The 14,118-nt window shown below is 65.9% G+C and carries 12 protein-coding genes and 1 pseudogene; all 13 read left to right on the forward strand.

The window, feature by feature from the left end; genetic code table 11:
• The first annotated feature begins 35 nt into the window (after positions 1 to 35).
• The 13 genes and pseudogenes from ACZ47F_RS07945 to merA all read left to right on the forward strand — a co-directional run bounded on the left by ACZ47F_RS07945 (position 36) and on the right by merA (position 13,900).
• Entirely contained in the window at positions 36 to 818 is a 783-nt protein-coding gene (locus ACZ47F_RS07945) for an RNA methyltransferase (RefSeq protein WP_464924208.1), read from the forward strand.
• Positions 819 to 899: 81 nt separating this feature from the next.
• Positions 900 to 1,667 carry a serine O-acetyltransferase gene (cysE, locus tag ACZ47F_RS07950; RefSeq protein WP_464924209.1) on the forward strand — a complete coding sequence of 256 codons (768 nt, stop codon included), beginning with the start codon at positions 900 to 902 and terminating at the stop codon, positions 1,665 to 1,667.
• A 205-nt stretch (positions 1,668 to 1,872) separates the two neighbouring features.
• Positions 1,873 to 2,718, forward strand: a pseudogene (locus ACZ47F_RS07955) (IS630 family transposase); the annotation flags it as partial.
• A gap of 587 nt (positions 2,719 to 3,305) precedes the next feature.
• The gene (locus ACZ47F_RS07960) at positions 3,306 to 3,875 is read left to right on the forward strand and encodes a sigma-70 family RNA polymerase sigma factor (protein ID WP_464924210.1); all 570 of its coding nucleotides are present in this window, start codon (positions 3,306 to 3,308) and stop codon (positions 3,873 to 3,875) included.
• Positions 3,876 to 3,877: 2 nt separating this feature from the next.
• Positions 3,878 to 5,665: an N-acetylglutaminylglutamine amidotransferase gene (locus ACZ47F_RS07965; RefSeq protein WP_464926603.1), complete on the forward strand. Its 1,788-nt coding sequence runs from the start codon at positions 3,878 to 3,880 to the stop codon at positions 5,663 to 5,665.
• A complete protein-coding gene (locus ACZ47F_RS07970; RefSeq protein ID WP_464924211.1) occupies positions 5,662 to 6,930 on the forward strand; it encodes a hypothetical protein in 1,269 nt (422 codons plus the stop codon). The genes ACZ47F_RS07965 and ACZ47F_RS07970 overlap by 4 nt, the downstream gene beginning before the upstream one ends.
• A gap of 250 nt (positions 6,931 to 7,180) precedes the next feature.
• Positions 7,181 to 8,818, forward strand: coding sequence for a cytochrome c oxidase subunit I (ctaD, locus tag ACZ47F_RS07975; protein WP_464924212.1), 1,638 nt, complete (start codon positions 7,181 to 7,183; stop codon positions 8,816 to 8,818).
• Positions 8,819 to 8,908: 90 nt separating this feature from the next.
• Positions 8,909 to 9,571, forward strand: coding sequence for a Crp/Fnr family transcriptional regulator (locus tag ACZ47F_RS07980; protein WP_464924213.1), 663 nt, complete (start codon positions 8,909 to 8,911; stop codon positions 9,569 to 9,571).
• On the forward strand, positions 9,564 to 10,085 hold the full coding sequence (locus ACZ47F_RS07985) for a DUF2244 domain-containing protein (protein WP_464924214.1): 522 nt from the start codon (positions 9,564 to 9,566) through the stop codon (positions 10,083 to 10,085). The genes ACZ47F_RS07980 and ACZ47F_RS07985 overlap by 8 nt, the downstream gene beginning before the upstream one ends.
• An 82-nt stretch (positions 10,086 to 10,167) precedes the next feature.
• Positions 10,168 to 11,304, forward strand: coding sequence for an NAD(P)/FAD-dependent oxidoreductase (locus tag ACZ47F_RS07990; protein WP_464924215.1), 1,137 nt, complete (start codon positions 10,168 to 10,170; stop codon positions 11,302 to 11,304).
• A 238-nt stretch (positions 11,305 to 11,542) separates the two neighbouring features.
• On the forward strand, positions 11,543 to 11,908 hold the full coding sequence (gene merT, locus ACZ47F_RS07995) for a mercuric ion transporter MerT (protein WP_464924216.1): 366 nt from the start codon (positions 11,543 to 11,545) through the stop codon (positions 11,906 to 11,908).
• An 11-nt stretch (positions 11,909 to 11,919) separates the two neighbouring features.
• Positions 11,920 to 12,198: a mercury resistance system periplasmic binding protein MerP gene (gene merP / locus ACZ47F_RS08000; RefSeq protein WP_464924217.1), complete on the forward strand. Its 279-nt coding sequence runs from the start codon at positions 11,920 to 11,922 to the stop codon at positions 12,196 to 12,198.
• Positions 12,199 to 12,208: 10 nt separating this feature from the next.
• The gene (gene merA, locus ACZ47F_RS08005; protein ID WP_464924218.1) at positions 12,209 to 13,900 is read left to right on the forward strand and encodes a mercury(II) reductase; all 1,692 of its coding nucleotides are present in this window, start codon (positions 12,209 to 12,211) and stop codon (positions 13,898 to 13,900) included.
• Positions 13,901 to 14,118 lie beyond the last annotated feature (218 nt).

Below are 14,118 nucleotides of genomic sequence, written 5' to 3' on the forward strand. Positions count from 1 at the left end.
ATGGCGCGAGAGATTCGGAAGGTGACAAAGAACAGATGAGCGACATGCATTTTATCGACCCTGCCCCCGTGACGCTGACCGCTCTGGGCGAGCAGACGGTGTTCGTGCTGGTCGGCACCAGCCATCCGGGCAATGTGGGCGCCGCAGCGCGAGCGATCAAGAACATGGGGTTCGGCCATCTGCGGCTAGTAGCACCGCGCTTTGCCGACGTGCTCACGCAGCCAGAGACCATCGCCTTTGCCAGCGGTGCGCAGGATGTGTTGCGGGCCGCGCGCATTTTCCCCGACCTGCCAGGGGCCGTGGCCGATTGCGCCAGGGTGGTTGCGCTGTCTGCGCGGGTGCGCGATTTCGGGCCGCCGCTGCATACCCCGCAGTGGTTGCCGCAACTCGCGCAGCGCAGTGCGCAGCAGGGCCGGCGGGTGGCATTTGTGTTCGGCAGCGAGCGCTTCGGCCTGAGCAACGCCGATGTGTACCGCTGCGACGCGCTGCTGACCATCCCCACCCACCCGGGCTATCCCTCGCTCAATCTGGCGCAGGCGTTGCAGATCATCGCCTGGGAATGGCGCAAGGCGCTGGGCCTGCACCCGGTTCAGTCCGTACAACCCGCGGCGGTGGCTGCGACCGCGGGGGAGATCGATGGGCTGCTGGAGCACGCCGAGCAGGCCCTGCGTGCGTTGGACGTGCTCGATCCGGCTGCGCCACGCAAACTGTTGCCGCGGCTGCGGCGCCTGGCCTCGCGCGCCGAACTGTCACGCGAGGAAGTGCAGATCCTGCGCGGGGTGTGCAGCGCTATCCTGCGCAAGCTGCCGCCGCGATGACATGGCGCTCGGCAGACTCGGCGGCCGTTCAATACACTGCACTGCTTCGGTGTTGCCCTAACGCCATCCACGACGCGATCCATGCTGCAACGACTGCGTGAAACCATCCAGATCATTCTCGAGCGCGACCCGGCGGCACGCTCCAGCTGGGAGGTCATCACCTGCTATCCCGGCCTGCATGCCTTGATGTTCCACAGCCTGGCGCATGCCTGCTGGACGCGCGGCTGGCACTGGCTCGGGCGCTGGATCTCGCACTGGGGCAGGTGGCTGACCGGCATCGAAATCCACCCCGGCGCGACCATCGGTCGGCGGGTTTTCATCGACCACGGCATGGGTGTGGTCATCGGCGAGACTGCGGTGATCGGTGACGACTGCACCATCTACCAGGGCGTCACCTTGGGCGGCACTTCGCTCTACAAGGGCACCAAGCGGCACCCGACCCTCGAGGCGGGTGTGGTGGTTGGGGCGGGGGCGCAGGTGCTCGGAGGATTCACCGTGGGCGAGGGGGCACGCATCGGCTCCAACGCCGTGGTGGTCAAGGCCGTGCCGGCAGGTGCGACCGCCGTGGGTAATCCGGCCCGCATCATTGAAAAGGACGCCGAGCAGCAGCGCGAAGCAACCGCGGCGCGAATGGGATTTTCCGCCTATGCGGTCACGCAAAATGGCGATGACCCACAGTCACGCGCCATCCTGGGGCTGATCGACCATGCCGCACAGCTCGAACATCAGGTGGCTCTGCTCTGGCAGGCACTGGAGCGCCATGGCATCTGCCCGCCAGAGGACTGCCCTCCCGAAGCCCTGCGCACCGAGCATTTCGACAAGGCCAAGCTGGAAAAGCTGGTCGAGTAAGAGGGTGCCCCCTAGGGCCTGGCCAGTCCTGTTGCGAGAAGACCCGTCCCCGCCAACCAGAACCAGGCTCGGGTGCCCGAGAGAAGCGGTCATGATGGGTGATGAGGCGTCGGGCGTGCTCATTCTAGTGTAGTGTCGCGATCTTGATGGAATTTATATCAATCCCGCTTCTCCAATGGGCGATACGTGCAGAGTGGAGAAGTGAATGCGAGTGGCCCCCGAGATCGTGCTGACCAACGAAGAGCATGCCGAATTGTCGAAGCTGGTGCGCTCCAAGCTGTCGAGCGTGAGGCTTGCACAGCGTGCCCGCATCGTGCTGCTGGCCGCGGAGGGGATGCAGAACAAGGCCATCGCCCAGCAGTTAGGCGTGGGCCGTGTGCAAGTTGCACGCTGGTGTAAGCGGTACGCCGAGTCGCGACTTGCCGGCATCGAGCGGGATCTGCCGCGCGGCGCGCCACCGGCCAAGGTGGATGTGTCGCGGTTGGTAGAACTGACCACCCAGACCAAACCCGAAGCCGCCACGCACTGGAGCACGCGCACGATGGCAGCAGAGCTTGGCGTGAGTGCCGCGAGCGTTTCGCGGCATTGGCGGGCCAACGGACTGAAGCCTCATATCGTGCGCGGCTTCAAGGTCTCTGGCGATCCACAGTTCGTCGAGAAGCTCGAAGACATCGTCGGCCTGTACATGTCGCCGCCCGAGCACGCGCTGGTGTTGTGTTGCGACGAGAAGAGCCAGGTGCAGGCGCTGGATCGCACCCAGCCCGGACTACCGCTGAAGAAAGGGCGCGCGGAAACGATGACCCATGACTACAAGCGCAACGGCACGACGACGCTCTTTGCCGCGCTCAATGTGTTGGATGGCAAGGTCATCGGCCAATGCCAGCAGCGCCACACCCACGCCCAGTGGCTGAAGTTTCTGAAGAAGATCGACCGCGAGACGCCCAAGGACAAGACGTTGCATCTGATCGCGGACAACTACGCCACGCACAAACATCCCGTCGTGCAGGACTGGCTCGCCAAGCATCCGCGCTTCCACATGCACTTCACGCCGATGGCGCCGACCATCTGCCCGGTGGCCTCAATGAGCAGCCCGCTGCGTTCGAATACATCGGCACGCCGATCAACACCGCCAGCGGCACCGACCACCACGCGCCCTTGCCCATCAGGTGCGCATGAAATCCTGCGGCACATAGGGTGAAAAAGGTCTGGATCACGCCGACGACGAAGGCGATGAGCGCCAGCAGCATCAGCACCTTGGGCACTTCGAAGGCGAAAAAGCTCACTGCGCTGTAGAGATGGCTGGTAGCCGCCATGCCGGTTGCGCCGGAGAGCCAGCGCATGAAGGTGTCGGTGGCGGGCTGGAGCTCGCCGCAGAGCAAAAGCCAGCCGGCCACATACGGCACCGGCCCGATCCAGGTGCGCCACGCAGGGGCAGCGGCGGGCTTGACGGCAGTGGCTTGGACTTTTGGGTATTCACGGCATCTCCTTGCAAAGGCATCGCCTCGCCAGTGAAGACGAGACGGGCGGCAAAAGGATGCACCGATACACGGTCAGACTGTGAGCGGCTGCGGGAACGGTCACACGCAAAGGCGGCAAGCGGCGCTGCAGCAAAGGTAGGCGCCGCTTATGATGCGTGGCATGGACCGCGCCCTACCACACATCAACGAAACCTGCGTCACCCGCGCCTGGCGGTTGCATCAGACGGAAATCGAAGGCTATTTGCGTCCCCGCCTGGGCGATGGTGAGCTTGCCGCCGATTTGCTGCAGACCGTGTTTCTCAAGGCGCTGTACGAGGGCAGGCGATTTTGCGCGTTGTGCGCGCCGCGCGCCTGGTTGTTTGCCGTGGCACGCAATGCACTGGCCGACCATCTGCGCGTGCGGCAGGCTGCCGAGCCACTGCCCGATGAACTCGAAGCGCCGCAGGGCGAGGCCGAGCCGGTCGATACCCTGACCAATTGCCTGCCCGTGGCGCTGGCCGCGCCCGACTCCGACGACCGTGATGTGCTCACCCGCTGCGATCTGCACGGTATGACGCAAAACGAGTGCGCCATGCAGCATGGGCTTAGCCTGCCGGCGGTCAAGTCGCGCGTGCTGCGTGCCCGCACCCGGTTGCGCGCACGGCTGGTCGATCTGTGCGGCGTGCGCTTCGATGCCGAAACCGGCCGGGTGTGCTGCAGCGTGCCCGGGCAGCCGCGCTGCGCCGCCTGACCATGTGCGGTATTTGCGGCGAGCTGCGCTTTGACGGAGCGCAGCCGGACTTGGAGGCGATTGCGCGCATGCGCGCAGCGCTTGCCGACCGCGGCCCCGACCATCAGGGGCTGTGGCATGACGCAGCGGTGGCACTGGGCCACACGCGGCTGTCGATCATCGACCTGAGCGAGGCGAGCGACCAGCCGATGATCGACGCCGACACCGGCTGCGTGCTGGTGTTCAACGGTGTGATCTACAACTACCGCGCGTTGCGTGCCGAACTCGTCGCGCGCGGCCAGCGCTTTGCCAGCGACGGCGACACCGAGGTCATCCTCAAGGCCTACGCCGTCTGGGGGGAAGACTGCGTCGCGCGTCTGGACGGCATGTTTGCGTTCGCGCTGTGGGACGACAGACGCAACAGCCTGCTGCTTGCGCGCGACCGCTTCGGCATGAAGCCGCTGTACCTCGCCGAAGACGGCCAGCGGCTGCGCTTTGCCTCGACGCTGCCGGCGCTGCTTGCCGCAGGCGGGGTCGATACCGCGATCGACCCGATCGCGCTGCATCATCTGTTTTCGCTGCACGCCGTGGTGCCGGCGCCGCGCACCATCTTGCGCGGGGTGCGCAAGCTCGCCCCGGCACACCTGCTGCGCGTGCAGCCCGACGCGATGCGCTGGCTGCGCCGCTACTGGGACTTGCGCGCTACCCGGCCGGACGCGCCTCAAACCGAGGGCGAGTGGATCGAAGCGACGCGGCAGGCGCTGCGCGCTGCGCTTGACAGCCACGTGCACGCCGCCGACGTGCCGGTCGGCGTGCTGCTCTCTGGCGGGCTGGACTCGAGCCTGCTCATCGGGCTGCTTGCCGCGCAAGGCGCGGATCTGCGCACCTACTCGATCGGCTTCGAATCGCTCGACGCCGACACCGAACGCGCCGACGAATTCGCCTATTCCGACCTGATCGCGCAGACCTTCGGCACGCGGCACCATAAGTGGCTGGTGCCGAATGAGGCGGTGCTGGCGCGCCTGCCGCAGACGATTGCGCGGATGAGCGAGCCGATGTTCAGCCACGATGTCGTCGCCTTCGATCTGCTGTCCGAGTGGGTCGGACAAGATCTGAAGGTCGTGCTCGCCGGGCAGGGGGCGGACGAGGTGTTCGCCGGGTATTTTTGGTATGCGCGGATGGACGCCGAGCGCGGCGCGCCGGTCGAGCGCTTTGCGCGCCACTACGTCGACCGCGAGCATGCCGAATGGCTATGCTTCATCGACCCCGAGTTCCACGTGCCGGATGTGACGCGCGAGTGGCTTGCCGCGCAGCTTGCCCGCCCGCACGCCGACACCTTTCTCGACCAGGTGCTGCGGCTGGACGCAACCACGCTGATCGTCGACGACCCGGTCAAGCGCGTCGACAATCTGCCGATGGCGCATGCGCTCGAAGTGCGTGTGCCGTTTCTCGATCGCGCGCTGGTCGAGCTCGCCGCCAGGATGCCGCCCGAGCTGAAGCTGCGCGCAGGCGGCAAGTTTCCGCTGAAGGCGCTCGCCCGCGGGGTGATCCCGGATGCGGTGATCGACCGCGACAAAGGTTACTTCCCGGTGCCTGCGCTCAAGCATGTGCGCGGCGCGTTTCTCGAGCGGATGCGCGAGCTGCTGACGTCGAGCGCCTGTCGCAACCGCGGCCTGTACCAGCGGCCGTTCATCGACGCGCTGCTCGCCGCACCCGAGGCGCCAGAGCATTTCACCCGCATCCGCGGCAGCAAGCTCTGGCACGCCGCGCTGCTCGAGTGGTGGCTGCAAACGCATGTGGACAGCCGATGATCGAGCGGCTCAACCGGGACTGCTTTTGCCTGACACTCGACCGCGACCGGCTTGCAGCCGCGCTGCACGGCGCGCTCGGCCAGCCGGGGCTCGAGGCGCTGATCGTGCAGCGCAATCCGCACCTGTTTGCGGCGCAGCCGGTATTCCTCAGCCATGCCCATGCACAGCGCTTGCGCGAGGTAGCGCAAGCACTCGAGCATGTGGCTGCGCTGCCGGCCTATCAGGCCGCGGTGCTGGCCTACGCCCCGGCCGCAGCGCAGCGCCGCCCGGGCAACCCCGGTGTCTTTCTTGGGGTGGACTTTCATCTGGAGCGCGGACGCCTGGATCTCATCGAAATCAATACCAACCCTGGCGGGGCGCTGCTGTCGGCGGTGCTGGCGCGCGCGCAGCGGGCCTGCTGCGACGAGATGCAGGGCATGATCCCGAGCGATGCCGCGGTCGATCGTTTCGAGGCCCAGGTGCTTGCGATGTTTCAGCGGGAATGGCGCGATGCGGGCAGACCCGGGGCATTGCGGCGAGTTGCCATCGTCGATACTGCGCCGCAGGAGCAATATCTCTACGCCGAATTTCTGCTCTATCAAACGTTGCTCAAGCGCGCCGGCATCGAGGCAGTGGTGCTCGACCCTGCCGAGCTGGCGTGTGATGGCCGGGTACTGCGCCAGCGCGGTCAGGCCGATGGGCGTATCGATCTGGTCTACAACCGCCTGACCGATTTTGCGCTCGACGCTCCCGAGCACGCCGCGCTGCGCCGCGCCTGGGACACGGACAGCGCGGTGATCACACCGCATCCGCGTGCGCATGCGGTGTTCGCCGACAAGCGCAACCTTGCGCTGCTGTGCGACGCGCAGACGCTGCGCACGTTCGGCGCCGATGCCAGCGCGGCGGACCTGCTGGCCGCGCATGTACCGCATACCGAAATCGTCGGCCCGGCCAATGCCGAGCGGCTGTGGGCGCAACGCCGCAATCTGTTTTTCAAGCCTTGGGCCGGGTTCGGCAGCCGCGCCGCATATCGCGGCAGCAAACTCACCCGCGGGGTGTGGGACACCATCCTCCAGGGCGATTATGTGGCGCAGACTCTGGCCCCACCGGGTGAGCGCCGCATCGGTCCGCCCGGAGCGCCCAAGGCATTGAAGTTCGATCTGCGCGCTTTTGCCGACATCGGTCAGGTGCTGTGGCTCACCGCACGGCTCTATCAGGGGCAGACGACCAATTTCCGCACCCCGGGCGGTGGGTTCGCGCCGACCTTCGAGGAGCCAGCCGGTTGATCTGTCGGACCCCCTCCAGCCCCCTGCGGGGGCGGGGGAGGAGATGCCCCGCAGAAAAAATCTGGCGATCTCTTGATCTGCCTCACTCCAGTTCTCCAAAACCCTGAGGGCTAGCGGCAAGGGCTGGGCACAGAATGCCGCGCAGCATGTTGCCGGTTTGCAGCGCTGCCCAGTACGGGCCGCAGGGCGCCAGAGGAGCACCCGCACCGCAGCTGACCTGGCGCGAACTTCCCCCTGAAAGGAGCCCTTCATGAGCGTTGTGCTCGACCCCGTGCATGCCCCGGCGCATGCGGCTGATCACGTCCACGCCCATCCCGTCGGCTGGCGGCGCTGGCTGTTCTCGACCAACCACAAGGACATCGGCACGATGTACCTGATCTATGCGTTGGTCATGCTGTTCGTCGGTGGCATTCTGGCGCTGGGCATCCGCACCGAGCTGTGGAAGCCGTCTGTCTGGCTGATGAATCCCGAGCTGTTCAACGCCTTTGGCACTATGCACGGCCTGATCATGATTTTCATGGCGGTGATGCCCGCGCTCACCGGGCTGGCCAACTGGATGATTCCGCTGCAGATCGGTGCACCCGACATGGCGTTTCCGCGGCTCAACAACCTGAGCTTCTGGCTGCTGGTGCCTGCGGCGGTGCTCGGCGTGGTGGCGTTTTTCGTCCCTGGCGGCGCGCCCGGCGTGGGCTGGACGCTGTATGCACCGCTGACGCTGCAGCAGGGCATGGGGATGGATCTGACCATTTTCGCCGTGCACATTCTGGGCGCGTCGAGCATTCTGGGATCGATCAACATCATCGTCACCATTCTGAACCTGCGCGCACCGGGCATGACGCTGATGAAAATGCCGCTGTTTTGCTGGGCCTGGCTGATCACCGGCTATCTGTTGATCGCGGTGATGCCGGTGCTCGCCGGGGCCGTGACCATGACGCTGACCGACCGCCATTTCGGCACCAGCTTTTTCACCGCTACCGGCGGCGGCGACCCGGTGCTGTACCAGCACCTGTTCTGGTTCATGGGGCATCCGGAGGTCTACATCCTCATCCTGCCGTCCTTCGGCATTATGAGCTCGGTGGTGCCGACCTTTTCGCGCAAGCGCCTGTTCGGCTACAGCTCGATGGTCTATGCCACTGCGTCCATCGCCATCCTGTCGTTTCTGGTCTGGGCACACCACATGTTCACCGCGGGCATGCCCACCGTGGGGCAGCTGTTCTTTATGTATGCGACCATGTTGATTGCCGTGCCCACCGGGGTGAAGGTGTTCAACTGGATCGCCACCATGTGGCAAGGCTCTCTCAGCTTCGAGACGCCGATGCTGTTTGCCATCGGCTTCATCATCGTGTTCACGATTGGCGGCTTTACCGGGCTGATGTTGGCCATGGTGCCGATCGACACCCAGCTGCACAACACCTACTTTGTCGTCGCGCACTTTCACTACACCATGGTGGCCGGTACGCTGTTCGCTATTTTCATGGCGTTTTACTACTGGTCGCCGAAGTGGACCGGCACCATGTACAACGAGACCGCCGGGAAAATCCACTTCTGGCTGTCGATGATCGGCTTCAACCTGACCTTCTTCCCGCAGCACTTTCTCGGTCTGGCCGGCATGCCGCGACGCTACATCGCCTACCCGGTGCAGTTCACCGACTTCAACCAGATCTCGACCATCGGCGCGTGGATTTTCGGGCTGGCTCAGGCTTACTTCGTGTTCGCTGTGGTGATTCCAGTGCTGCGCGGACAGGGCGACAAGGCGCCGCAACGCCCCTGGGAAGGCGCTGAAGGGTTGGAGTGGGAGGTGCCCTCTCCAGCACCGTTCCATACCTACGAAACCCCGCCGCGTCTCAACGCCGATGCCACGCGGGTGATTGCACCGCAGACGAACTGAAGTCCACCAGCCGTGATGCGGCGCGACCTGGATTCCTGCAGCGGCTGCACCAGGATGCAAGGCTGCGCTCTGCCCGCCGCCGGTGCGGAGTTGGCCCGGCACGGAGATGTAGCGATTGCCCAGCAGACGTTCTGCGCCGATGCGCCGATTGCGGTCGAAGGCGACTGTCTGCTGGCGGTCAAGTCCGGCGTGGTCAAGTCGGTCTGCACGGACGCGCAGGGCAAGCTACGCGTGGTGACCTTCAGCTTTCCCGGCGATCTGTTCGGACTGGAGGCACTGGCCGATGCCGCGCCCGATGCGCTGCGGCACGGCGCGGCGGTATCGATGACCACGGTGTGTCGCATGCGCCTGAGCCCGGACGCAGCGCGTCGCGCGTCGCCGCAGTTCTGCGCCCGGCTCAGCGCCGAACTCGCCGCACGCATCCGCGACAACTTCGCGCATCGCCAGATCGTGGCTGCCAGCGCGCCGGTGCGCATCGCGTATTGGCTGATGCAATGTCTGCGTGCGGTGCAGCCGCCGCGCGGCGTGCGCTGCACCAGCCTGCCGGCGATCGCCCGCGGTGATATCGCCAGCTACTTGCACCTGCGCGCCGAGACCGTCAGCCGCATCCTGGCAGAGTTTCGCCACAATGGCTGGGTGCGCGGGCCGCTGCATCGGCTGGAAATCTGCGATGCCCAGGCGCTGTCGCAGCTGGCGTGCGCAGCCGGCGTGACGCCGCAAGCCCCATCTCATCGGGAGGCTCTGCATGGATGAGGCCGTCCTCGTCGCACAAGCGCGCGACTGGCCGCAGGCCGTCGCACCAGGCAGCCTGTTGCTGCGCCCGGTTTGGCACGGGGACGCATGGCACTGGCACTTTCGCCGCAACTGTGCCTTGCGCCCGGCGCAGCTGTTCGGCGCGTTCGCTGTGTTCGCGCTGGTCAGCGCCGTGGTGGCGCTGCTGTTCTGGTTGCGGGGCGTGCGTCTGGTGGCGCCGTTCACCGTGGCGGAACTGGCTGCGGTGGGCGCGGCGCTGATGGTGTACGCACGTCACGCCGCCGACCAGGAGCGCATCGCCATCGGCGCGGGCGCCGTCGTGGTGGAATGGGTGCGCGGCGGCAGGGAAGGGCGGATGGTGTTCGATCCGCGCTGCATCCGCATCCAGGCGCTGGACGGCGGTCTGGTGCAACTCTCCGATCGGCATCGGCAGGTGCTGATCGGCCGCCACCTACGCCCCGAGCGCCGCGCTGCACTGGCGCGCGACCTGCGGCGGGCAGTGATGCTGACATAGGGCAGCGCTGATATTTCTCAAGGCATGGTGGTACGGCAGCGCCTATGCTGGTTGCAAATTTCATCCCTGAAAGTTGCCTTCCATGTCTGCCCACTTGGTCGTTCTCGGCGCCGGCTTTGCCGGCCTGACGGCGGCGCGGACTCTGCGTGCCAAGGCGCCGCAGGCGCGCATCACTCTGGTCGCGCCCAAGGCGGAGTTCGTGTATCTGCCCAGCTTGATCTGGGTGCCCACTGGGGTGCGCAAGAATGCCGATCTGGTGATCGACCTCAAGCCCTTCCTGCAGAAAAACCGTATCGATTTTCTCGCCGCCGAGGTGACCGGGCTGCAGGACGGCGGCCGCACCGTGCTGACCAGTGCCGGGCCGGTGGACAACGACGGCTTGCTCATCGCCACCGGCGGGCGCTTCATCAAAAAGCTCCCGGGAATCGAACATGCCATCGCGCTGTGCGAGGGCGTGGCCGCGGCGGAGAAAATCCGCGAGCGTCTGCTGGCGATGGACTCCGGGCGCATCGCCTGTGGCTTTGGCGGCAATCCGCAGGAGCCCTCAGCCACGCGTGGCGGGCCGATGTTCGAGCTGCTGTTCGGCATCGACACCTGGCTGCGTCGGCAGCGCAAGCGCGACCAGGTGGAACTGGTGTTTTTCAACGCTTCCGCCACTCCGGGCCAGCGCCTGGGAGAGAGGGCGGTCACGGGGCTGCTCTCGCATATGGCCAAGCGCCGCATCGACACCCATCTGGGGCACAAGGTGCTGCGCATGTCGCCCACAGGCGTGGAAACCGAAGGCGGGCTGGTCAAGGCCGATCTGATTCTGTTCATGCCGGGTATGACCGGGCCGACATGGCTGCACCAGACCGAGCTGCCGCGCTCGCCCGGTGGTTTCATCCAGGCCGATGCGCATTGCGCGGTGCCCAGTTTCGAGCGGGTGTTCGTCGCCGGAGACGTGGGCAGCTATCCCGGCCCGGACTGGCTGCCCAAGCAGGCGCACATGGCCGACCTGCAGGCCAAGGCTGCGGCGGAGAACCTGCTGCTGGCCTTGGAGGGCAGGCCGCCAGTGCATGTGCCCAAGGCGGAATTGGTGTGCATCGTCGATACCGTGGATTCCGGCATCCTGGTGTTCCGCGATGAGCGCAAGACCTTCGTGCTGCCGCCTTCGCGCGCCTTCACCTGGGCCAAGCGCTGGTTCGAGGGCCGATATCTGAAGGACTATCGCACGCCCTGACGATGCGGTACCTGCCCGCGCGACAACCCCGCCCGTAGCGCTCGCCCCGGTCGGCGGACGGTGCCGCGCCGACGGGTGCAAAGAGGGAGTTCATGACCGTTTTGCGCCGCTAAGCCCGCATCCTGGCCCTCTGCGGCAAAACCCCACCGCCTTGTCAACCAAGGCGACATATGGCTTGACTCCGGACTTTGGTACGGACGGAAACTTATCGCTATCGTCAGCCCACCGGAGTTCTGTTATGTCCCAGTCGCTTTCCCCGCCGCCGCGAAAAGGCCGTGGCGCGCTGCTCGCCAGCGGGATTGCCGCCATTTTGGCGTCCACCTGCTGTCTCGGGCCGCTGATTCTGCTCAGCCTGGGCATCAGCGGCGCGTGGATCGGCAACCTGACCCTGCTCGAGCCGTATCGGCCGATTTTCATCGGCGTGGCCCTCGTCGCGCTGTTCCTCGCCTATCGCCGGCTGTTTCGCGCGCCGGCGGCGTGCAAGCCCGGCGAGGTCTGCGCCGTCCCCCAGGTCAACGCCGCATACCGGCTGCTGTTCTGGATCGTCGCTGCGCTCATCGTCGTGGCGCTGTCTTTCCCCTTCGTTGCACCGATCTTTTACTGAAAGGAATCAACATGAATAAGCTCTCGACCGCGATCGCCCTGGTTTTTGCCCTCTCCGTGCCGGCCTGGGCCGGGGTGCAGACCGTGACTCTGTCGGTGCCCGGCATGACCTGTGGGGTTTGCCCGATCACCGTGCACAAGGCGCTCACCGCCGTTCCCGGAGTGGAAAAGGTCAGTGTCGATGAGGCCAAGAAAGACGCCGTGGTGACCTTCGACGATGCCAAGACCAATGTCAAGGCGCTGATCAAAGCCACAACCGACGCGGGTTATCCCTCTGTTCTTGTCCACTGAAGGCGCTGTCATGACTCAAGCAAGCACGCTGCGCAGCGCGGTGTTCGACATCGGCGGCATGACCTGCAACGCCTGTGCCGCGCATGTGGCCAAGGCGCTCGAACACGTGCCGGGGGTGCAGTCGGCGCAGGTGTCTTATTCCCAGGGCGTTGCCCAGGTGCTGGCTGAGGCCGATGTATCCCTGGATCTCATGGCCGCCGCGGTAGCCAAGGCCGGCTACTCGGCCAGGCTGGCCTCGAGCGGAGCCGGCGCGGGTCTGGGCCGGCCCGGTGTGACCGAGGGACTGGCGCGTGGCGCGGCGGGCACGGGTCTGCGCGTGGCGGTAATCGGCAGCGGTGGCGCCGCGATGGCCGGCGCCATTCGCGCGGCGGGCGAGGGCGCACAGGTCACGCTGATCGAGCGCGGCACCATCGGCGGCACCTGCGTGAACATCGGCTGTGTGCCGTCCAAGATCCTGATCCGCGCGGCGCACGTCGCGTACCTAAGGCGTCACAGCCCGTTTGACGACGGCATTTCACCAGCCACGCCGGCAATTCTGCGCGATCGCTTGCACGCGCAGCAGCAGGGCCTGGTGGATGCGCTGCGGCACGCCAAGTACGAAAGCATCCTGCAAAGCCAGCCGGGCATCACTACGCTGCGCGGCCAGGCTCGGTTCATGGATGCGCACACGCTTGACGTGACCATGGCGGACGGCTCGGTGCAACAGGTCGGTTTCGACCGCTGCCTGATCGCAACCGGCGCCAGTGCCGCCATTCCGCCGCTTCCCGGCCTGCACGGCACACCGTACTGGACCTCGACCGAGGCGCTGGCAAGCAGCACTATCCCACCGCGGCTGGCGGTCATCGGCGGCTCGGTGGTGGCGGTCGAACTCGCACAGGCCTTTGCACGTCTGGGCAGCCAGGTCACCATTCTGGCGCGCAGCACGCTGCTGTCGCGCGACGATCCCGCGATCGGCGCCGCGCTTGCCGATGCCTTCGCTGGCGAAGGCATCACCGTGCTGACCTACACACAGGCCAGCGCCGTGACCCATGCAGACGGTGTGTTCAGGCTGAGCACCGCGCAGGGCGAGATCTTGGCCGATCGCCTGCTGGTGGCCACCGGGCGCACGCCCAACACCGCCGAGCTACAGCTGCAGGCCGCTGGTGTGAGAGTCGATGCGCACGGCGCGATCGTGGTGGACGACCATTTGCGCACCAGCGTGCCGCACATCTTTGCCGCTGGGGATTGCACCGACCAGCCGCAGTTCGTCTATGTGGCCGCTGCCGGCGGGACGCGCGCGGCGATCAATCTGCTCGGCGGCGATGCCGCGCTGGATCTGTCGGTCATGCCCGCTGTGGTGTTCACCGATCCGCAGGTGGCCACCGTCGGCCTGAGCGAGCCTGAGGCGCAGGCACGCAACATCCAGACCGACTGCCGCACGCTCAGCCTGGACAACGTGCCCCGGGCGCTGGTGAATTTCGATACCCGTGGCTTCATCAAGCTGGTGGCGGAGGCTGGAAGCGGGCGTCTGCTCGGTGTGCAGGCGGTGGCAGCGGAGGCTGGGGAACTGATTCAGACCGCGGCAATCGCCATCCGCAACAGCATGACGGTGCAGCAACTGGCCGATCAACTCTTTCCTTACCTCACCATGGTCGAAGGGCTCAAGCTCGCAGCGCAAACCTTCAGCAAAGATGTGAGCCAGCTCTCGTGCTGCGCCGGATGAAGTCTGGGTAACGCGATGCATCATCGAGATCGGCGGGGCGCGCACTAGTGCACCGAGCGCATGCCGCGTTGCATTTGGATACTTTCCATCTCTTGACCATCCCTGCGCGCGCCGATTAGGCTTAGAGAGTTTTCGTTTTGCCGAAGCTCGGCTCGAACCAACCCATGGACAGTGACAGTTGTCGACCAGTGAAGTGAACGCCTGAAGGCTCTCGACAG

The organism is Thiomonas islandica (assembly GCF_055383445.1).